Source organism: Salmonella sp. NW38, assembly GCF_051807745.1.
In the GTDB taxonomy this organism is placed as follows: domain Bacteria; phylum Pseudomonadota; class Gammaproteobacteria; order Enterobacterales; family Enterobacteriaceae; genus Salmonella; species Salmonella enterica.
In genome coordinates, this window is sequence record NZ_JAMMTO010000016.1 from 19,706 (window position 1) to 40,822 (window position 21,117).

General features: G+C 53.5%; 20 protein-coding genes. 18 read left to right on the forward strand and 2 right to left on the reverse strand.

What is annotated here, in order from left to right; all coding sequences use genetic code 11:
• From atpB to glmS, 11 genes are all read left to right on the forward strand, one after another.
• Nucleotides 1–816, forward strand: coding sequence for a F0F1 ATP synthase subunit A (atpB, locus tag NA624_RS21870; RefSeq protein ID WP_000135632.1), 816 nt, complete (start codon nucleotides 1–3; stop codon nucleotides 814–816).
• A 46-nt stretch (nucleotides 817–862) separates the two neighbouring features.
• The gene (atpE, locus tag NA624_RS21875; RefSeq protein ID WP_000429386.1) at nucleotides 863–1,102 is read left to right on the forward strand and encodes a F0F1 ATP synthase subunit C; all 240 of its coding nucleotides are present in this window, start codon (nucleotides 863–865) and stop codon (nucleotides 1,100–1,102) included.
• 59 nt (nucleotides 1,103–1,161) lie between these two features.
• A complete protein-coding gene (gene atpF, locus NA624_RS21880; RefSeq protein ID WP_001052212.1) occupies nucleotides 1,162–1,632 on the forward strand; it encodes a F0F1 ATP synthase subunit B in 471 nt (156 codons plus the stop codon).
• A gap of 14 nt (nucleotides 1,633–1,646) precedes the next feature.
• A complete protein-coding gene (atpH, locus tag NA624_RS21885) occupies nucleotides 1,647–2,180 on the forward strand; it encodes a F0F1 ATP synthase subunit delta (RefSeq protein ID WP_001288957.1) in 534 nt (177 codons plus the stop codon).
• 12 nt (nucleotides 2,181–2,192) lie between these two features.
• Nucleotides 2,193–3,734: a F0F1 ATP synthase subunit alpha gene (gene atpA / locus NA624_RS21890; RefSeq protein WP_001176751.1), complete on the forward strand. Its 1,542-nt coding sequence runs from the start codon at nucleotides 2,193–2,195 to the stop codon at nucleotides 3,732–3,734.
• Between the two features lie 50 nt (nucleotides 3,735–3,784).
• Nucleotides 3,785–4,648, forward strand: coding sequence for a F0F1 ATP synthase subunit gamma (gene atpG / locus NA624_RS21895; protein ID WP_000896506.1), 864 nt, complete (start codon nucleotides 3,785–3,787; stop codon nucleotides 4,646–4,648).
• A 26-nt stretch (nucleotides 4,649–4,674) separates the two neighbouring features.
• Nucleotides 4,675–6,057: a F0F1 ATP synthase subunit beta gene (gene atpD, locus NA624_RS21900; RefSeq protein WP_000190499.1), complete on the forward strand. Its 1,383-nt coding sequence runs from the start codon at nucleotides 4,675–4,677 to the stop codon at nucleotides 6,055–6,057.
• A gap of 20 nt (nucleotides 6,058–6,077) precedes the next feature.
• Nucleotides 6,078–6,497 carry a F0F1 ATP synthase subunit epsilon gene (locus NA624_RS21905; RefSeq protein WP_001251971.1) on the forward strand — a complete coding sequence of 140 codons (420 nt, stop codon included), beginning with the start codon at nucleotides 6,078–6,080 and terminating at the stop codon, nucleotides 6,495–6,497.
• A 229-nt stretch (nucleotides 6,498–6,726) separates the two neighbouring features.
• The gene (locus tag NA624_RS21910) at nucleotides 6,727–7,425 is read left to right on the forward strand and encodes a Bax inhibitor-1/YccA family protein (RefSeq protein ID WP_000009908.1); all 699 of its coding nucleotides are present in this window, start codon (nucleotides 6,727–6,729) and stop codon (nucleotides 7,423–7,425) included.
• A 319-nt stretch (nucleotides 7,426–7,744) separates the two neighbouring features.
• On the forward strand, nucleotides 7,745–9,115 hold the full coding sequence (gene glmU, locus NA624_RS21915) for a bifunctional UDP-N-acetylglucosamine diphosphorylase/glucosamine-1-phosphate N-acetyltransferase GlmU (RefSeq protein ID WP_000934845.1): 1,371 nt from the start codon (nucleotides 7,745–7,747) through the stop codon (nucleotides 9,113–9,115).
• A gap of 188 nt (nucleotides 9,116–9,303) precedes the next feature.
• Nucleotides 9,304–11,133: a glutamine--fructose-6-phosphate transaminase (isomerizing) gene (gene glmS, locus NA624_RS21920; protein ID WP_000334069.1), complete on the forward strand. Its 1,830-nt coding sequence runs from the start codon at nucleotides 9,304–9,306 to the stop codon at nucleotides 11,131–11,133.
• A gap of 149 nt (nucleotides 11,134–11,282) precedes the next feature.
• Here the strand turns inward: glmS and NA624_RS21925 are convergent, their stop codons facing one another.
• On the reverse strand, nucleotides 11,283–13,040 hold the full coding sequence (locus tag NA624_RS21925) for an SgrR family transcriptional regulator (RefSeq protein ID WP_000213156.1): 1,758 nt from the start codon (nucleotides 13,038–13,040) through the stop codon (nucleotides 11,283–11,285).
• Nucleotides 13,041–13,134: 94 nt separating this feature from the next.
• Here NA624_RS21925 and NA624_RS21930 point away from each other — a divergent pair, with 94 nt between their 5' ends.
• The 7 genes from NA624_RS21930 (at nucleotide 13,135) to phoU (ending at nucleotide 20,192) form a co-directional block, all read left to right on the forward strand.
• Nucleotides 13,135–13,953 carry a shikimate 5-dehydrogenase gene (locus NA624_RS21930; RefSeq protein ID WP_000166716.1) on the forward strand — a complete coding sequence of 273 codons (819 nt, stop codon included), beginning with the start codon at nucleotides 13,135–13,137 and terminating at the stop codon, nucleotides 13,951–13,953.
• A gap of 49 nt (nucleotides 13,954–14,002) precedes the next feature.
• Nucleotides 14,003–15,376, forward strand: coding sequence for a fructose-specific PTS transporter subunit EIIC (locus tag NA624_RS21935; protein ID WP_000162542.1), 1,374 nt, complete (start codon nucleotides 14,003–14,005; stop codon nucleotides 15,374–15,376).
• Nucleotides 15,377–15,541: 165 nt separating this feature from the next.
• Nucleotides 15,542–16,582, forward strand: a complete 1,041-nt coding sequence (gene pstS / locus NA624_RS21940) for a phosphate ABC transporter substrate-binding protein PstS (RefSeq protein ID WP_000867131.1) — start codon at nucleotides 15,542–15,544, stop codon at nucleotides 16,580–16,582.
• Between the two features lie 136 nt (nucleotides 16,583–16,718).
• The gene (gene pstC, locus NA624_RS21945; RefSeq protein ID WP_000741630.1) at nucleotides 16,719–17,678 is read left to right on the forward strand and encodes a phosphate ABC transporter permease PstC; all 960 of its coding nucleotides are present in this window, start codon (nucleotides 16,719–16,721) and stop codon (nucleotides 17,676–17,678) included.
• On the forward strand, nucleotides 17,678–18,568 hold the full coding sequence (gene pstA, locus NA624_RS21950; protein WP_000212198.1) for a phosphate ABC transporter permease PstA: 891 nt from the start codon (nucleotides 17,678–17,680) through the stop codon (nucleotides 18,566–18,568). Before pstC ends, pstA begins: the two co-directional genes overlap by 1 nt.
• A 110-nt stretch (nucleotides 18,569–18,678) precedes the next feature.
• Nucleotides 18,679–19,452, forward strand: a complete 774-nt coding sequence (gene pstB, locus NA624_RS21955; protein ID WP_000063118.1) for a phosphate ABC transporter ATP-binding protein PstB — start codon at nucleotides 18,679–18,681, stop codon at nucleotides 19,450–19,452.
• 14 nt (nucleotides 19,453–19,466) lie between these two features.
• Entirely contained in the window at nucleotides 19,467–20,192 is a 726-nt protein-coding gene (phoU, locus tag NA624_RS21960) for a phosphate signaling complex protein PhoU (protein WP_000377800.1), read from the forward strand.
• Nucleotides 20,193–20,286: 94 nt separating this feature from the next.
• Here the strand turns inward: phoU and yieH are convergent, their stop codons facing one another.
• Nucleotides 20,287–20,952 (reverse strand): 6-phosphogluconate phosphatase, encoded by a 666-nt coding sequence (yieH, locus tag NA624_RS21965; RefSeq protein ID WP_000078081.1) that lies wholly within the window; start codon nucleotides 20,950–20,952, stop codon nucleotides 20,287–20,289.
• Nucleotides 20,953–21,117: the final 165 nt, after the last annotated feature.

Here is a 21,117-nt window from a genome sequence, read left to right on the forward strand (position 1 = left end):
ATGGCTTCAGAAAATATGACGCCGCAGGAATACATAGGACACCATCTGAATAACCTTCAGCTGGACCTGCGTACTTTCTCGCTGGTGGATCCGCAGAACCCCCCAGCCACCTTCTGGACGCTCAATATTGACTCCATGTTCTTCTCGGTGGTGCTGGGTCTGTTGTTTCTGGTGATGTTCCGTAGCGTTGCTAAAAAAGCGACCAGCGGCGTGCCAGGCAAGTTTCAGACCGCGATTGAGCTGATAGTCGGTTTTGTGCATGGCAGCGTCAAAGACATGTACCATGGCAAAAGCAAGCTGATTGCGCCGCTGGCCCTGACGATTTTCGTCTGGGTATTCCTTATGAACCTGATGGACTTACTGCCTATCGACCTGCTGCCGTATATCGCTGAGCATTGGCTGGGTCTGCCGGCAACGCGCGTGGTGCCGTCTGCTGACGTCAACATCACCCTGTCGATGGCGCTGGGCGTATTCATCCTTATTCTGTTCTACAGCATCAAAATGAAAGGCATCGGCGGCTTCGCTAAAGAGTTGACGCTGCAGCCGTTCAATCACTGGGCGTTCATTCCTGTCAACTTAATCCTTGAAGGGGTAAGTCTGCTGTCCAAACCGGTTTCTCTCGGTCTGCGACTGTTCGGCAACATGTATGCCGGTGAGCTGATTTTCATTCTGATTGCTGGTCTGTTGCCGTGGTGGTCACAGTGGATTCTGAATGTGCCGTGGGCCATTTTCCACATACTGATTATTACGCTGCAAGCCTTCATTTTCATGGTTCTGACGATTGTCTATCTGTCGATGGCGTCCGAAGAGCATTAATTTACCAACACTACTACGTTTTAACTGAAACAAACTGGAGACTGTCATGGAAAACCTGAATATGGATCTGCTGTACATGGCTGCCGCTGTGATGATGGGTCTGGCGGCAATCGGTGCTGCGATCGGTATCGGCATCCTCGGGGGTAAATTCCTGGAAGGCGCGGCGCGTCAACCTGATCTGATTCCTCTGCTGCGTACTCAGTTCTTTATCGTTATGGGTCTGGTGGATGCTATCCCGATGATCGCTGTAGGTCTGGGTCTGTACGTGATGTTCGCTGTCGCGTAGTAAGCGTTGCTTGAATTAAGAGCAATATCAGAAGGTTAACTAGATAGAGGCATTGTGCTGTGAATCTTAACGCAACAATCCTCGGCCAGGCCATCGCGTTTATTCTCTTTGTCTGGTTTTGCATGAAGTACGTATGGCCGCCGTTAATGGCAGCCATCGAGAAACGTCAGAAAGAAATTGCTGACGGTCTCGCTTCTGCTGAACGAGCACATAAGGATCTTGACCTTGCAAAGGCCAGCGCGACCGACCAGCTGAAAAAAGCGAAAGCGGAAGCTCAGGTAATCATCGAGCAGGCAAACAAACGCCGCGCTCAGATCCTGGACGAAGCCAAAACTGAAGCAGAGCAGGAACGTACTAAAATCGTGGCGCAGGCGCAGGCGGAAATTGAAGCCGAGCGTAAACGCGCCCGTGAAGAGCTGCGTAAGCAAGTTGCTATCCTGGCTGTTGCTGGCGCCGAGAAGATCATCGAACGTTCCGTGGATGAAGCTGCTAACAGCGACATCGTGGATAAACTTGTCGCTGAACTGTAAGGAGGGAGGGGCTGATGTCTGAATTTGTTACGGTAGCTCGCCCCTACGCCAAAGCAGCTTTTGACTTTGCCGTTGAACACCAAAGTGTAGAGCGCTGGCAGGATATGCTGGCGTTTGCCGCCGAGGTAACCAAGAACGAACAAATGGCAGAGCTTCTCTCTGGCGCGCTGGCGCCGGAAACGCTCGCTGAGTCGTTTATCGCAGTCTGCGGTGAGCAGTTAGACGAAAACGGTCAGAACCTGATTCGGGTGATGGCTGAAAATAATCGTCTGAACGCGCTCCCGGATGTTCTGGAGCAGTTTATTCATCTGCGTGCCGCCAGTGAAGCTACCTCCGAGGTAGAAGTTACGTCGGCAACCGCATTGAGTGAAGAGCAGCTTTCGAAAATCAGCGCCGCGATGGAAAAACGTCTGTCACGCAAAGTGAAGCTGAATTGCAAAATCGATAAGTCTGTAATGGCAGGCGTTATCATCCGGGCGGGTGATATGGTCATTGATGGCAGCGTACGCGGCCGTCTTGAGCGCCTTGCAGACGTCTTGCAGTCTTAAGGGGACTGGAGCATGCAACTGAATTCCACCGAAATCAGCGAACTGATCAAGCAGCGCATTGCTCAGTTCAATGTGGTGAGCGAAGCTCACAACGAAGGTACTATTGTTTCTGTCAGTGACGGTGTTATCCGCATTCACGGCCTGGCCGATTGTATGCAGGGTGAAATGATCTCCCTGCCGGGTAACCGTTACGCTATCGCATTGAACCTGGAGCGCGACTCCGTGGGTGCGGTAGTCATGGGTCCATACGCTGACCTTGCCGAAGGCATGAAGGTTAAATGTACGGGTCGTATTCTGGAAGTTCCGGTTGGCCGCGGCCTGCTGGGACGTGTGGTAAACACCCTGGGTGCGCCAATCGACGGTAAAGGTCCGGTTGATAATGACGGCTTCTCTGCCGTTGAAGCGATTGCGCCGGGCGTTATCGATCGTCAGTCTGTCGATCAGCCGGTGCAGACCGGCTATAAAGCCGTTGACTCCATGATCCCAATCGGTCGTGGTCAGCGTGAACTGATCATCGGTGACCGTCAGACCGGTAAAACCGCGCTGGCTATCGATGCCATCATCAACCAGCGCGACTCCGGCATTAAATGTATTTACGTTGCAATCGGCCAGAAAGCGTCCACCATTTCTAACGTGGTACGTAAACTGGAAGAGCACGGCGCGCTGGCTAACACCATTGTTGTGGTGGCAACCGCGTCCGAATCCGCTGCGCTGCAATACCTGGCACCGTATGCCGGTTGCGCAATGGGCGAATACTTCCGTGACCGCGGCGAAGATGCGCTGATCATTTACGATGACCTGTCTAAACAGGCTGTTGCTTACCGTCAGATCTCCCTGCTGCTCCGTCGTCCGCCAGGACGTGAAGCATTCCCGGGCGACGTATTCTACCTCCACTCTCGTCTGCTGGAGCGTGCTGCGCGTGTTAACGCCGACTACGTCGAAGCCTTCACCAAAGGTGAAGTGAAAGGGAAAACCGGCTCTCTGACCGCGCTGCCGATTATCGAAACGCAGGCAGGTGACGTTTCCGCGTTCGTTCCGACCAACGTAATTTCCATTACCGATGGTCAGATCTTCCTGGAATCTAACCTGTTCAACGCCGGTATTCGTCCTGCGGTTAACCCGGGTATCTCGGTATCCCGTGTAGGTGGCGCAGCCCAGACCAAGATCATGAAAAAACTGTCCGGTGGTATTCGTACCGCGCTGGCGCAGTATCGTGAACTGGCGGCGTTCTCTCAGTTTGCATCCGACCTTGACGATGCCACCCGTAAACAGCTTGACCACGGTCAGAAAGTGACCGAACTGCTGAAACAGAAACAGTATGCGCCGATGTCCGTCGCGCAGCAGTCTCTGGTTCTGTTCGCAGCAGAACGTGGTTATCTGGCGGATGTCGAACTGGCGAAAATCGGTAGCTTCGAAGCCGCACTGCTGGCTTACGTCGACCGTGATCACGCTCCGCTGATGCAAGAGATCAACCAGTCCGGTGGCTATAACGACGAAATCGAAGGCAAGCTGAAAGGCATCCTCGATTCCTTCAAAGCAACCCAGTCCTGGTAACGTCTGGCGGCTTGCCTTAGGGCAGGCCGTAAGGCATTGAGGAGAAGCTCATGGCCGGCGCAAAAGAGATACGTAGTAAGATCGCAAGCGTCCAGAACACGCAGAAGATCACTAAAGCGATGGAGATGGTCGCCGCTTCCAAAATGCGTAAATCGCAGGATCGCATGGCGGCCAGCCGTCCTTATGCAGAGACCATGCGCAAAGTGATTGGTCACCTTGCGAACGGTAATCTGGAATATAAGCACCCCTACCTGGAAGAGCGCGACGTTAAACGCGTGGGCTACCTGGTAGTGTCGACCGACCGTGGTTTGTGCGGTGGCTTGAACATTAACCTGTTCAAAAAGCTGCTGGCGGATATGAAGGCATGGTCCGATAAAGGCGTTCAGTGCGAACTCGCAATGATCGGCTCTAAGGGCGTGTCATTCTTTAATTCCGTAGGCGGCAACGTTGTCGCTCAGGTGACAGGTATGGGGGATAACCCTTCTCTGTCCGAACTGATCGGTCCGGTTAAAGTGATGTTGCAGGCCTACGACGAAGGCCGTCTGGACAAGCTTTACATTGTCAGCAACAAATTTATTAACACCATGTCTCAGGTACCGACGATCACTCAACTGCTGCCGCTGCCGGCGTCAGAAGATGATGATCTGAAGCGTAAAGCCTGGGATTACCTGTATGAACCCGACCCGAAAGCGTTGCTGGATACTCTCCTGCGTCGTTATGTGGAGTCTCAGGTTTATCAGGGCGTGGTAGAAAACCTGGCCAGCGAGCAGGCCGCACGAATGGTGGCGATGAAAGCCGCAACCGATAATGGCGGCAGCCTGATTAAAGAGCTGCAGTTGGTATACAACAAAGCTCGTCAGGCCAGCATTACTCAGGAACTCACCGAGATCGTCTCGGGGGCCGCCGCGGTTTAACCAGGTTATTTCGTAGAGGATTTAAGATGGCTACTGGAAAGATTGTCCAGGTAATCGGCGCCGTGGTCGACGTCGAGTTCCCTCAGGATGCCGTACCACGCGTGTACGATGCTCTTGAGGTGCAGAATGGTAATGAGAAGCTGGTGCTGGAAGTTCAGCAGCAGCTTGGCGGCGGTATTGTGCGTACCATCGCGATGGGGTCTTCTGACGGTCTGCGTCGCGGTCTGGATGTAAAAGATCTCGAACACCCGATCGAAGTCCCGGTAGGTAAAGCCACGCTGGGTCGTATCATGAACGTCCTGGGCGAACCGGTCGACATGAAAGGCGAGATCGGCGAAGAAGAGCGTTGGGCGATTCACCGCGCAGCGCCTTCCTACGAAGAGTTGTCAAACTCTCAGGAACTGCTGGAAACCGGTATCAAAGTTATCGACCTGATGTGTCCGTTCGCGAAGGGCGGTAAAGTCGGTCTGTTCGGTGGTGCGGGTGTAGGTAAAACCGTAAACATGATGGAGCTTATTCGTAACATCGCGATCGAGCACTCCGGTTACTCAGTGTTTGCGGGCGTAGGTGAACGTACTCGTGAGGGTAACGACTTCTACCACGAAATGACCGACTCCAACGTTATCGATAAAGTATCCCTGGTGTATGGCCAGATGAACGAGCCGCCGGGAAACCGTCTGCGCGTTGCACTGACCGGCCTGACCATGGCGGAGAAATTCCGTGACGAAGGTCGTGACGTACTGCTGTTCGTCGATAACATCTATCGTTACACCCTGGCCGGTACGGAAGTATCCGCACTGCTGGGCCGTATGCCTTCCGCAGTAGGTTACCAGCCGACTCTGGCGGAAGAGATGGGCGTTCTGCAGGAACGTATCACCTCCACCAAAACCGGTTCTATCACCTCCGTACAGGCGGTATACGTACCGGCGGATGACTTGACTGACCCGTCTCCAGCCACCACCTTTGCGCACTTAGATGCAACCGTGGTACTGAGCCGTCAGATCGCATCCCTGGGTATCTACCCGGCCGTTGACCCGCTGGACTCCACCAGCCGTCAGCTGGATCCGCTGGTTGTTGGTCAGGAACACTACGACACCGCGCGTGGCGTTCAGTCCATCCTGCAGCGTTATCAGGAACTGAAAGACATCATCGCCATCCTCGGTATGGATGAACTGTCTGAAGAAGATAAACTGGTGGTAGCTCGCGCGCGTAAAATTCAGCGCTTCCTGTCCCAGCCGTTCTTCGTGGCGGAAGTATTTACCGGTTCTCCGGGCAAATACGTCTCCCTGAAAGACACCATCCGTGGCTTTAAAGGCATCATGGAAGGCGAATACGATCACCTGCCGGAGCAGGCGTTCTACATGGTCGGTTCCATCGACGAAGCCGTGGAAAAAGCCAAAAAACTTTAACGCCTTAATCGGAGGGTGATATGGCAATGACTTACCACCTGGATGTCGTCAGCGCGGAGCAACAAATGTTCTCCGGTCTGGTCGAGAAAATCCAGGTTACGGGTAGCGAAGGCGAACTGGGGATTTACCCGGGGCACGCGCCGCTGCTCACCGCCATTAAGCCTGGTATGATTCGCATCGTTAAGCAGCACGGTCATGAAGAGTTTATCTATCTGTCCGGCGGTATTCTGGAAGTGCAGCCTGGCAGCGTGACCGTTCTGGCGGATACCGCGATTCGCGGTCAGGATCTCGACGAAGCGCGAGCCCTGGAAGCGAAGCGTAAAGCCGAAGAGCACATTAAGAGCTCGCACGGTGACGTGGATTACGCTCAGGCGTCTGCGGAACTGGCCAAAGCGATCGCTAAACTGCGCGTTATCGAGTTGACCAAAAAAGCGATGTAACACCGGCTTGAAAGCATAAAACCAGTCTGATTGCGGACTGGTTTTTTTTTATCCTCTCAATTTTTATTCGATAAACTAGCAACGACAAAAACAAGCGGCTGAAGGCGATGCGTTTTCAGCGACAGCGCTGTTTTCATTAAATCCTTCTTTCTGGCATTGGCATCTGCACATTGTGCGAAGAAGGAAGGAATGGATGCGTTTTTATTGCATAAAATGAGGGATTATTACTATGTCATTTCAGCCATCCTTTGCGGGTCCACAACCCGACTCAAGGATTGATCGTACTACCTTTATTCGTCGCGCTTATCTTCATCTCGCCGTCGCCATCGTCGGTTTTATCGTGTTGAGCGCGGCGTGGAGTTTTATAGGGGTCGGGGAGTATGCGCTTGATGTGCTGCTGGCTGGTGGAAGATATAGCTGGTTGGTTGTTCTCGGCGCTTTTATGCTGGTGGGAATGCTGGCGACCCGTCTGGCGGATAATGCGGGGACTAATCAAACGCAACTTATCGGGCTGGGGATTTATGTGTTGGCAGAATCCCTGATTTTTGCCCCCCTGTTAACGGTGGCGGCGTATATTAACCCGTCGAGCATTGGCGCGGCGGCAATAACGACTCTGTTGCTGGTCGGCGGTCTGACGTTTACCGCTTTTTCCATAAAAAAAGACTTTTCTTTTCTGCGCTCGTTTCTGACTATGGCTGGGTTCATTGCTTTTGGCGCGATTATTGCCAGCGTCATCTGCGGCTTCTCGCTGGGTGTCTGGTTTTCTGCGCTAATGGTACTGCTGTGCGCCGGGTTTATACTTTACGATACTTCTAACATTATTCACCATTACCCTACCGATCGCCCTGCTGGCGCGGCATTACATCTGTTTGCTTCTATCGCGACCATGTTCTGGTATATTTTGCGGATTTTTATGTCGCGTAATTAAGTAAAAAATACGCGCAACGGAAAACCAGCGGCCTCTGTCGCTGGTTTTTGCTTTTCTGGCTCCCCTGCGCTTTATTACGTTATCTTCTTTATTTATGGAGTAAAAAAACAGCAAAAACATCGGGCTACGTTGCCAATACGCGGGTGTTTTTACTTTTCAGGAGACAAGAGGCGCGGTAATGAACGAAAATGATTCATTAGCAGGCGGGGATGTTATCCCGGTGAGCGTTTTATCCTTCTTCCATTTTACGATGAAAAAAATGTAGTATTTTCAACGTGAAACAGTATAAATTCGTTCTCAAATTACAGTCAGGACGCGTATGTTAAATAGTGCTATGAGCGTAGTGATCCTTGCCGCAGGTAAAGGCACGCGCATGTATTCCGATATTCCTAAAGTGCTGCACACGCTGGCGGGTAAACCCATGGTGCAGCATGTCATTGATGCAGCTACTAAATTAGGGGCCGCACAGGTTCATCTGGTCTATGGCCACGGTGGCGAGTTGTTAAAACAGACCCTGAAAGATGACAAGCTGAACTGGGTGCTTCAGGCGGAACAGTTGGGAACAGGTCACGCAATGCAGCAGGCCGCGCCCTTCTTTAGCGACGATGAAGATATTTTAATGCTTTACGGCGACGTGCCGCTGATTTCGGTTGAAACCTTACAGCGCCTGCGCGATGCCAAACCGCAGGGTGGTATTGGGTTATTAACCGTGAAGCTGGACGATCCGAGCGGCTATGGCCGTATTACGCGTGAAAACGGTAAAGTGACCGGCATCGTTGAACATAAAGACGCCACTGATGAACAGCGTCAGATCCAGGAAATTAACACCGGTATTCTGATCGCCAACGGCGCGGACCTGAAACGCTGGTTGTCTAAGCTGACTAACAATAATGCGCAGGGTGAATATTACATCACTGATATCATTGCGCTGGCTTATCATGAAGGACGGGAAATCGCCGCGGTGCATCCGGCTCGCATCAGCGAAACGGACGGCGTGAATAACCGTCTACAGCTTTCTCGTCTGGAGCGTATTTACCAGGCCGAACAGGCGGAGAAACTGCTGTTATCCGGCGTTATGTTGCGCGATCCGGCTCGTTTTGATCTGCGCGGTAATCTGGCTCACGGGCGTGATGTGGAAATTGACGCTAACGTTATCATCGAAGGTAACGTGACGCTCGGTCACCGCGTGAAGATCGGCGCGGGGTGCATTATTAAAAACAGCGTTATTGGCGATGACTGCGAAATTAGCCCATACAGCGTGGTGGAAGATGCGCATCTGGAAGCGGCCTGCACCATCGGTCCGTTTGCTCGCCTGCGTCCCGGCGCGGAGCTGTTAGCGGGCGCTCATGTCGGCAATTTCGTTGAAATGAAAAAAGCGCGTCTGGGTAAAGGTTCTAAAGCCGGTCATCTGACCTATCTGGGCGATGCGGAAATTGGCGACAACGTGAATATTGGCGCGGGGACCATCACCTGTAACTATGATGGCGCGAACAAATTCAAAACGGTTATTGGCGACGATGTGTTTGTCGGCTCCGATACCCAACTGGTGGCGCCGGTTACTGTTGGTAAAGGTGCCACCATCGCCGCAGGGACTACCGTCACCCGTAATGTAGCCGACAATGAACTGGTATTAAGCCGCGTGCCGCAGGTACATAAGCAAGGCTGGCAGCGTCCGGTGAAGAAAAAGTGATTTTGTAAGCCGGATAAGCGTCAGTGCCATCCGGCAGACCGGAGATGAGAGGATAAAATAATCCTCCGCTCCATGAGCAGTACTTATAAAAATAACCCCACTCTCTACAAGGCTCGGGGCGCCCGCAACGACGGGCATACAGGTCAGCGACAACGCATGGCGTAATGCCAGAATCAGGAAATAAAACTATGTGTGGAATTGTTGGCGCTATCGCGCAGCGTGATGTAGCTGAAATCCTTCTCGAAGGTTTACGTCGTCTGGAATACCGCGGATATGACTCTGCCGGTCTGGCCGTGGTTGATGCAGAAGGTCATATGACCCGTCTGCGTCGCCTCGGTAAAGTCCAGATGCTGGCTCAGGCAGCGGAAGAACATCCTCTACATGGCGGCACCGGTATTGCTCACACGCGTTGGGCGACGCACGGTGAACCTTCAGAAGCTAACGCGCATCCGCATGTTTCTGAACACATTGTGGTGGTGCATAACGGCATCATCGAAAACCATGAACCGCTGCGTGAAGCATTAAAAGCGCGTGGCTATACCTTCGTTTCTGAAACCGACACCGAAGTGATTGCACACCTGGTAAACTGGGAACTGAAACAGGGAGGTACTCTGCGTGAGGCTGTTCTGCGTGCTATCCCGCAACTGCGTGGTGCGTACGGTACAGTGATCATGGATACCCGTCATCCGGATACCCTACTGGCGGCACGTTCTGGTAGCCCGCTGGTGATTGGCCTGGGTATGGGCGAAAACTTTATCGCTTCTGACCAGCTGGCGCTGTTGCCAGTGACTCGTCGCTTTATCTTCCTTGAAGAGGGCGATATCGCTGAAATCACTCGCCGTTCGGTAAATATCTTCGATAACACCGGCGTGGAAGTAAAACGTCAGGATATCGAATCTAATCTGCAATATGACGCGGGCGATAAAGGTATTTACCGCCACTACATGCAGAAAGAAATCTACGAACAGCCGAACGCGATCAAAAACACCCTTACCGGGCGCATCAGCCACGGTCAGGTGGATTTAAGCGAGCTGGGGCCGAACGCCGACGAACTGCTGTCGAAGGTTGAGCATATTCAGATCCTCGCCTGCGGTACGTCTTACAACTCCGGTATGGTTTCCCGTTACTGGTTTGAATCGCTGGCAGGTATTCCGTGCGACGTTGAAATCGCCTCTGAATTCCGCTATCGCAAATCTGCCGTGCGTCGTAACAGCCTGATGATTACCCTGTCACAGTCTGGCGAAACGGCAGATACCCTGGCTGGCCTGCGTCTGTCGAAAGAGCTGGGATATTTGGGCTCTCTGGCCATTTGTAACGTGCCGGGATCTTCGCTGGTGCGTGAATCCGATCTGGCGCTGATGACCAACGCGGGTACGGAAATTGGCGTAGCATCTACCAAAGCCTTCACCACCCAGTTAACCGTGCTGTTGATGCTGGTGGCGAAACTGTCTCGCCTGAAAGGTCTGGATGCGTCCATTGAGCATGATATCGTGCATGGTCTGCAGGCGCTGCCGAGCCGTATTGAGCAGATGCTGTCGCAGGACAAACGTATTGAAGCCCTGGCGGAAGATTTCTCTGACAAACACCATGCGCTGTTCCTGGGGCGTGGCGATCAATATCCGATTGCGCTCGAAGGCGCGCTGAAGCTGAAAGAGATCTCTTACATTCACGCGGAAGCCTATGCTGCAGGCGAGCTGAAACACGGGCCGTTGGCGCTGATTGACGCCGATATGCCGGTGATTGTGGTGGCGCCGAACAACGAACTGTTGGAGAAACTGAAATCCAACATCGAAGAAGTTCGCGCGCGTGGCGGTCAGTTGTACGTCTTCGCCGATCAGGATGCGGGTTTTGTGAGCAGCGACAACATGCACATCATTGAGATGCCGCATGTGGAAGAGGTCATTGCGCCTATCTTCTACACTGTTCCGCTGCAACTGCTGGCGTATCACGTGGCGCTGATTAAAGGCACCGACGTTGACCAGCCGCGTAACCTGGCGAAATCGGTGACGGTAGAGTAAGTCAAATGTAGTACCAGGCAGAAGGCCGTCGATAGACGGCCTTTTTTTGTGCGCCGTGACAGGCGCTGTTCTTTCTCTATGGTGGCTGAAGAGCGACTAAGAGGTGCTACGCCTGCCTGCGCTACGGGCACCCGGCCACATTCTCTTCTTTAAGGCCCTGGCTCAATCCAGGTGGATCGGAAATCAAACCATCCCAGGTTATTCAGGTGGATCCCCCTGGCCCGGTCGGGGCCTTTGAGTCGCATCCAGTGGTGAAAAAGCGGCTGTAGCCAGCCTGAACGGGTGGTTTCCCTGACCAGTTGTTCCGCGCTGATGGTTTCGGCATGCCACTGGGTTTCCCATTGGGCCAGCAGCGCATCATCCCCACCACTGATGGCGTGGCGCAGTAAAGGGGAGCCCAGTAGCCATGTACCGACGTTCCACTCTTCGGGAATGGGGAAATTGACCGTCCCCAGCCAGAGATCCACATTGGCTTTGCCATTCGCCCAGTCATCATAATTCAGTGCAACACCCTCAAGTAAAATGCCCCGCTGGCGCATGATCTCTTGCATGATATCCAGGAGCATTGGAAATTCAGGGTGCTGATCGTGATAGGCCAGACGCAGTTTTGCGTAGGGCGACGACGAGATAAAAGGTGAACAGGCCGGGCCCGCCTCAATAGTATGAAACCAGGAGGACAGCAGGCTGCCGCCCGGTACCCAGAAGGGGCGAATTGCCTCACTCAGATGCTGGAGTAAGGCGTAAGGGCTGAGTGTTTCCCGTAGCCAGCGGCGATGTTCGGCGGTATGCCAGTGCGGGGAGCGGCTGTCGCATAATAAAAAATAGCCTCCACGCTCAAGAAACATCTCGCGCAGGTTGTCAGAAGGTTTGCCCGCTACCTGGCTAAGCCGTCCGGAAACGTAATCCTCATCGCTCAGGCTGGAGCTGAGCCAGGCTGCCGTGTCGTTATCCGACAGCGATTCCGCCAGGTTGTCTGTCTCCGTTAAATTCGGCCAGATAAAAACCTCCACTTCATCCAGCAGCCCGCGCAGACCAAAGTAGTGGTCAAAGGCCTTCATTTGCAGATGAAAGCCATTGTTTTCCACCACCTCATAAGGGCCAGTCCCCACAGGATGTGCCGGGAAATCAGCGCGTTGTGTATGATCGGGCGGTAGGATCATGGCATCAATATGACTGAGCAGCAGCGGCAGTCGGTTATCCGGGTGCGCCAGCGTAATTTCAAGACTCAGCGGCCCGGTGGCCTGAATGGTCTGCAAGTGCGAGAACAGCGGCAGCTTGGCGCTGCGAGTTAGTGAAGCGATAACCGCGTCGATCGTCAGCTCCTGACCATCATGCCAGAGGACGGCGGGGCGCAGATAAAAACGCCAGCGCAGTGGATCAATCTGCCGCCAGTGGTGGGCAAGATCGGCTTCGATTTCACCTTTTTCCTCATTTATGCGCGTCAGGCCGCTAAAAATCTGCCTGACCAGATGCTGCTCAGAGCGACGCAACGGTATGCCGGGGCACAGCGACGGCATTGTCCGGTAATAGGGGATGCACAGCCGCTGATAGTCTGCCCGCACGCTATAGCCCAGCTTTGAACGCAGCAGTTGCGCCACCTGGTGCTTATTTTTACCCAGCAGCTGAATGGCCTGATCAATATGACCAGACTCCAGTAACTGCTCCGCCTTTTCGCTTAACAGCTGTTCTGGTTTATAGCGCAGGTGAAGCCGGGCGCGATGCCCACGTCCGGCCTGTGATTGCCAGATGAGCCACTTTGCCTCCTGCATCTGAAGCAACAGATTACGCATATGCCGCCGGGTGCAGAACAACACATCCGCCAGCTCCTGTAGCGTCACGCTAACGGGCTTGTCGCCATAGTGCTGGAGTAGCTTTAAGTATTTTTGTTCAGTGTGCCGGGTTGTCATAAAAGGTGAAATTTCCCGAACGGGAATGAGCAATTTTTAATATCCCCTTTTTAGCCGATGATTTTCTCTATCGCAACTTCTATGAGGATTCATCATGACAAAGCGCATTAATAAAGATACTCAGGTCTGCATGTCCCTGGCGGCACGCCCGAGTAACTTCGGTACACGCTTTCACAACTATCTGTACGAAGCGCTGGATCTCAATTATCTCTACAAAGCCTTTTCGCCGACCGATCTTACGCAGGCCATTAGCGGCGTGCGCGGTCTGGGGATCCGTGGGTGCGCGATCTCTATGCCTTTTAAGGAAGCCTGCATTCCGCTGGTGGATGAACTGGATGCTTCCGCTCAGGCCATTCACTCAGTTAATACCATTGTGAATACCAATGGCCATCTGAAGGCGTACAACACCGATTACATTGCAATAGCTCGCTTGCTGGCGAGTTACAAGGTCTCTCCCGACCTGGTGTTTGCTTTGCGTGGCAGCGGTGGTATGGCAAAGGCGGTGGCCTGCGCGCTGAAGGATGCGGGGTTTACCCGTGGTTATATTGTCGCGATTGATGAAGCGTCAGGTAAACAACTGGCCGAACTCTATGGCTATGAATGGCGCCCGGATACCGACGGTATTGAAGCCGATTTGTTAATTAACGCCACGCCTATCGGAATGGCTGGCGGTAATGATGCCGACAAACTCTCTTATTCCGAACAGGAAGTGGATAAGGCGAGCGTTATCTTTGATGTGGTGGCGCTACCGCCCGTCACGCCGCTGATCCGCTACGCCCGTGAACGCGGTAAAACCGTGATTACCGGTTCCGAAGTGTTTGCTATTCAGGCCGTGGAGCAATTTGTCCTTTATACCGGGATTCGCCCGGATGACGCGCTGTTCCAGAAAGCCGCGGCCTGGTCACGTCTGTAACATTTTTTTCCCGCTTTTTCTTTAAATTAAAAGAACAGGGTACCCTACTATGACTAAAAAAATTGTTGCTGTGACGGCCTGTCCGACGGGCGTCGCCCATACCTTTATGGCGGCAGAAGCGTTGGAAATTGAAGCCCGCAAGCGTGGTGACTGGATCAAGGTTGAAACCCGCGGTTCCGTCGGGGCGAAGAACACGCTGACCGCGGAAGAGATAGCGCAGGCGGATGTGGTGATTATCGCGGCGGATATTGAACTGGATCTGTCAGGCTTTGTTGGCAAAAGACTCTATCGCACCAGTACCGGCGCGGCGCTAAAAAAGAGTGCGCAGGAAATGGATAATGCTTTCAATAGCGCCGAGGTCTATCAGGGGAGTGCCGGGCGCTCTTCTTCAGCTGGTAAAACAGAGCTACCCGGCGTTTATAAGCATTTAATGACCGGCGTATCCCATATGCTTCCCCTGGTGGTTGCGGGAGGGTTGTGTATCGCGCTCTCTTTTGTCTTCGGTATCCAGGCCTTCAACGAGCCGGACACGCTGGCGGCTGCGTTATTTCAAATCGGCGGTAAGGCGGCCTTTGCGCTGATGGTGCCGGTACTGGCTGGGTTTATTGCCTTCTCAATTGCCGATCGTCCGGGTCTGGCCCCGGGGCTTATTGGCGGGATGTTGGCCAGCCTGTGCGGCGCTGGTTTCCTGGGTGGGATTGTGGCCGGTTTTCTGGCCGGTTACAGCGTACGGTTTCTGGCGCAAAATATTAAGCTGCCGGCGTCGATGGAAGCGCTTAAACCTGTGCTGGTTCTGCCGCTACTGTCTACGCTGATTATCGGCCTTATCATGATTTACGTGGTGGGTGGCCCCGTTTCTGCGGTGATGGAGGGGCTGACGACGTTCCTGGGGAATATGACCTCTACGAATGCGATCTTGCTGGGAATGTTGCTGGGCGCAATGCAAGGTTTTGACCTTGGCGGGCCGGTGAATAAAGCTGCGTATACCTTCGGCGTTGGTTTACTGGCTTCTCATTCTTATATGCCAATGGCGGCTATTATGGCGGCAGGGATGGTACCGGCATTAGGAATGGGCGTCGCAACCTGGGCGGCCAGAGCGAAATTCAATGCCGCTGAGCATGAAGCGGGTAATGCATCTTTTATCCTGGGGCTGTGCTTTATCTCTGAAGGGGCGATTCCCTTCGCCGCGCGAGACCCGATGCGCGTCATCCCTTCCACGATGGTCGGTGGCGCAATCGCCGGGGGACTGTCCATGTATTTCGGTTGTACACTGATGGCGCCACACGGCGGCCTCTTTGTCCTGGCGATCCCGCATGCGGTGGAACATGTGATGCAGTACCTGCTCTCGATTGCCCTGGGCACGATTGTCTGCGGCCTGATGTACGCGCTATTGAAACCGTCTGTGGTTGCGCAAACAGTTTAATTCATCTCCCCCTGCAGGCTGGTCTGGTGTCTCCCCGGGCCAGCTTTTTTATTTCCATTGTCATCAAACCGTCATAATCAAGACATATAACTGTCATCAATTTGTCCTATTTTGCTCATCGTAGCAACTCAAACAATGATTTACCGAAACCGTGCAGGAGACATTATGAAAGTTATGCGTACCACTGTCGCAACTGTTGTCGCCGCGACCTTATCGATGAGCGCGTTCTCTGCCTTTGCAGCAGCAAGCCTGACAGGTGCCGGTGCAACGTTTCCTGCGCCGGTGTATGCCAAATGGGCGGATACCTACCAGAAAGAAACCGGTAACAAAGTTAATTACCAGGGGATAGGCTCTTCCGGCGGCGTGAAACAAATCACCGCGAATACCGTTGATTTTGGCGCTTCCGATGCGCCGCTGTCTGACGAAAAACTGAATCAGGAAGGCCTGTTCCAGTTTCCGACTGTGATCGGCGGCGTGGTGCTGGCGGTGAATATTCCAGGCCTCAAATCCGGCGAACTGGTGCTGGATGGTAAAACGCTGGGTGACATCTACCTCGGTAAAATCAAAAAGTGGGATGATGAAGCCATCACCAAACTGAACCCAGGCGTGAAGCTGCCTTCTCAGAACATCGCTGTGGTGCGTCGCGCTGACGGTTCCGGTACCTCCTTCGTGTTCACCAGTTACCTGGCGAAAGTCAACGACGAGTGGAAATCGAAAGTGGGCGCGGGTTCTACCGTGAACTGGCCAACCGGCCTGGGCGGTAAAGGTAACGACGGCATCGCGGCATTTGTACAGCGTCTGCCAGGCGCTATTGGCTACGTTGAGTATGCGTATGCCAAGCAGAACAACCTGGCCTACACCAAACTGGTTTCTGCCGACGGCAAACCGGTAAGCCCGACGGAAGAGAGCTTCTCTAATGCGGCGAAAGGCGCAGACTGGAGCAAAACCTTCGCGCAGGATCTGACCAACCAGAAAGGTGACGATGTGTGGCCAATCACCTCCACCACCTTTATCCTGGTCCACAAAGCGCAGAAGAAACCTGAGCAGGGTGCTGAAGTGCTGAAGTTCTTCGACTGGGCCTACAAAAATGGCGCTAAACAGGCGAATGATCTGGACTACGCCAGCCTGCCGGATAACGTCGTTGAGCAGGTTCGTACTGCCTGGAAGACCAGTATAAAAGACAGCAACGGTAAGGCGCTGTATTAATTAACGAATTGGCGGATGGCGCTACGCTTATCCGCCCTACGGTTTCGACCGCAGGCCCACGTTGTAGGCCGGATAAGCGTAGCGCCATCCGGCAGGGGGCAACGTCGTAAAACGCGTTTAATGGAAAGAGTAATTTATGGCTGCAACCAAGCCTGCTTTTAACCCGCCGGGTAAAAAAGGCGACATGATTTTCAGCGCGCTGGTAAAACTGGCTGCGCTGATTGTGCTATTGATGTTGGGCGGTATTATCGTCTCATTGATCATCTCCTCCTGGCCAAGTATTCAGAAATTTGGTTTCTCATTTCTTTGGACTAAGGAATGGGACGCGCCAAACGATATCTACGGCGCACTGGTGCCCATTTACGGCACGCTGGTGACCTCCTTTATCGCACTGCTGATCGCCGTTCCGGTCAGTTTCGGCATTGCCCTGTTTTTAACCGAGCTGGCGCCAGGCTGGCTAAAGCGTCCGCTCGGCATCGCCATTGAACTGCTGGCGGCAATTCCCAGTATCGTGTACGGCATGTGGGGGCTGTTTATCTTCGCGCCGCTGTTTGCGACGTACTTCCAGGAGCCGGTCGGCAATATTCTTTCCAACATTCCTTTTGTCGGCGCGCTGTTCTCCGGCCCGGCGTTTGGTATCGGCATTCTGGCGGCGGGCGTCATCCTCGCCATCATGATCATCCCCTACATTGCGGCGGTTATGCGCGACGTCTTCGAGCAAACGCCGGTAATGATGAAAGAGTCCGCTTACGGTATCGGCTGCACTACCTGGGAAGTTATCTGGCGCATCGTGCTACCGTTCACCAAAAATGGCGTGATCGGCGGCATTATGCTGGGACTGGGCCGTGCTCTGGGTGAAACGATGGCGGTCACTTTTATCATCGGCAACACCTACCAGCTCGACAGCGCGTCGCTGTATATGCCGGGCAACAGCATCACTTCCGCACTGGCGAACGAATTCGCTGAGGCGGAATCGGGTCTGCACGTGGCAGCGTTGATGGAACTGGGGCTGATTCTGTTTGTGATCACCTTTATCGTCCTGGCGGCGTCTAAGTTCATGATTATGCGTCTGGCGAAGAACGAGGGAGCACGTTAATGGCTACGCTTGATATGCAGAACACCGCGCAGCTCGCGGAATCCCGTCGCAAGATGCAGGCGCGTCGCCGCATGAAGAACCGTATCGCACTAACGCTCTCAATGGCGACGATGGCATTTGGCCTGTTCTGGCTGATCTGGATTTTGATGTCCACCATCACGCGCGGCATTGATGGTATGTCGCTGGCGCTGTTTACCGAAATGACGCCGCCGCCGAACACGGCGGGCGGCGGGCTGGCGAACGCCCTGGCAGGGAGTGGATTATTGATTCTCTGGGCTACCGTATTGGGTACGCCGCTGGGGATTATGGCCGGGATCTATCTGGCGGAATATGGCCGTAAATCCTGGCTGGCGGAAATTATTCGCTTTATTAACGACATTCTGCTTTCCGCGCCGTCAATTGTTGTGGGGCTGTTTGTTTACACCATCGTGGTGGCGCAGATGCAGCACTTCTCCGGTTGGGCTGGGGTGATTGCGCTGGCGCTGTTGCAGGTGCCGATCGTTATCCGTACCACTGAAAACATGCTCAAATTGGTGCCGGATAGCCTGCGTGAAGCCGCTTATGCGCTGGGTACGCCGAAGTGGAAGATGATCTCCTCGATTACGCTGAAAGCCTCTATCTCCGGCATTATGACCGGTATCCTGCTGGCTATTGCGCGTATTGCCGGCGAAACGGCGCCATTGTTGTTTACCGCGCTCTCCAACCAGTTCTGGAGCACCGACATGATGCAGCCGATCGCCAACCTGCCGGTGACCATTTTTAAATTCGCGATGAGTCCGTTTGCCGAATGGCAACAATTAGCCTGGGCGGGCGTGCTGATTATTACCCTGTGCGTACTGCTGCTGAATATTCTGGCGCGCGTGATTTTCGCCAAGAAGAAACACGGTTAAGTTTAATACCTTGCCGGATGGCGGCGTAAACGCCTTATCCGGCCTACGGTTGACATATATGTAGGCCTGATAAGCGAAGCGCCATCAGGCATGATGAGGAAAAGAGTGAAATGAGTATGGTTGAAACTGCCCCGAGTAAGATTCAGGTTCGTGATTTGAACTTCTACTACGGCAAATTCCATGCCCTGAAGAACATTAATCTGGATATCGCGAAGAATCAGGTAACGGCATTTATCGGGCCATCCGGCTGCGGTAAATCAACGCTACTGCGTACCTTCAATAAAATGTATTCGCTTTATCCGGAGCAGCGCGCGGAAGGTGAAATTCTGCTGGATGGCGACAATATTCTCACCAACACCCAGGATATCGCGCTGCTGCGCGCAAAAGTGGGGATGGTATTCCAGAAGCCGACGCCGTTCCCGATGTCCATCTATGACAATATCGCCTTTGGCGTGCGTCTGTTTGAGAAGCTGTCTCGCGCCGATATGGACGAACGCGTGCAGTGGGCCTTGACCAAGGCCGCATTATGGAACGAAACCAAAGATAAACTGCACCAGAGCGGGTACTCTCTCTCCGGTGGTCAGCAGCAGCGCCTGTGCATTGCGCGCGGTATCGCCATTCGCCCGGAAGTGCTGCTGCTGGATGAGCCATGTTCAGCTCTGGACCCGATCTCCACCGGGCGTATTGAAGAGCTGATCACCGAGCTGAAACAGGATTACACCGTGGTGATCGTGACCCACAACATGCAGCAGGCGGCACGTTGCTCCGATCATACGGCGTTTATGTACCTGGGCGAGTTGATTGAGTTCAGCAACACGGACGATCTGTTCACCAAGCCCGCGAAGAAACAAACAGAAGACTATATCACCGGTCGTTACGGTTAATTCAGGAGTGCGTAATGGACAGTCTGAACCTTAATAAACATATTTCCGGCCAGTTCAACGCAGAACTGGAAAGCATCCGCACTCAGGTAATGACCATGGGCGGCATGGTGGAGCAGCAGCTTTCTGACGCTATCACCGCCATGCACAACCAGGACAGCGAGCTGGCGAAGCGCGTGGTAGAAGGCGACCATCAGGTTAATATGATGGAAGTCGCCATCGATGAAGCCTGTGTGCGTATTATCGCCAAGCGCCAGCCGACGGCGAGTGACCTGCGTCTGGTAATGGCGATTATCAAAACCATCGCCGAACTGGAGCGCATTGGCGACGTGGCGGATAAAATCTGCCGTACCGCGCTGGAGAAATTCTCCCAGCAGCACCAGCCACTGCTGGTCAGCCTGGAGTCGCTGGGTCGCCACACCGTGCAGATGCTACACGACGTGCTGGATGCGTTCGCGCGGATGGATCTCGACGAAGCGGTGCGTATCTACCGTGAAGACAAGAAAGTTGACCAGGAATATGAAGGCATCGTGCGTCAGCTGATGACCTACATGATGGAAGACTCGCGCACCATTCCCAGCGTGCTGACCGCGTTATTCTGCGCGCGCTCTATTGAGCGTATCGGTGACCGTTGCCAGAATATCTGCGAATACATCTTCTACTTCGTGAAGGGGCAAGACTTCCGTCACGTGGGCGGTGATGAGCTGGATAAGCTGCTGGCGGGGAAAGATCCGAAAGAGTAAATCTCATTCTTTTGCCCGGTGGCGCTGCGCTTACCGGGCCTACAGGTACAGATGCTGTAGGCCGGATAAGCGTTAGCGCCATCCGGCATTTCAGTTAACGCGTAATCTCCCACCCGCGCGCTTTCCACAATCCCGGCAACTGCGCCAAATCGGTAAACGTCGTCACGTTAGGGTGATCGATCGGCTTGTTATGCGGATCGGCGCAGAAATAAAACACTTCCATTCCCGCTGCAATTCCTGACTGCGCGCCTGCGCTGGAATCATCCACCAGAATACATTTCTCAACATTGACCTTCATGGCGTTCGCCGCATGGAGCATCAGCGCCGGATCGGGCTTCCAGCGTTGAATATCGTAACCGCTAAACAGCAAATCGGGAAAATGATGCAACATGCCCAGTTTACCCAGCGAATGCTGCATCTTACTGACCGGCCCGTTGGATACCACGCACATGGGCGTCTTAATGCTCTCCAGCAGGGTATTTGCGCCCGCGATCGCTTCCAGTTCGGTATCGAACAGGCGCGCAACCTCGGCGCGATACACGGGTTCCAGCTCCGCCTTTGCCAGCGCAACGCCATGCTCTTTACTGATGGTATCGATAATTTCGTAGAGCTTTACGCCTTTAAAGCGTCTGAATACTTCCGTGAGCTCAAGCGTAATGCCGAACTGCCGGAACATAGTGACATAGGCGCGCGAGCAAATCACTTCACTGTCGACCAGCGTGCCGTCACAGTCAAAAAACACCGCTTCGATTTGGGACATGTCATTTCCATTTTAACAAGTTTAACGTTTACGTAATGCTGAATGAGGGGACGCAATCGTTGCCGTACTAACAAATTGAGTGAAAAAAATTACCACACAACTGCGCCAGGTGTCGCATTTTGGTATAGGATAACGGCGAATTTTCCCTCCTTTCTCCGGAAATTG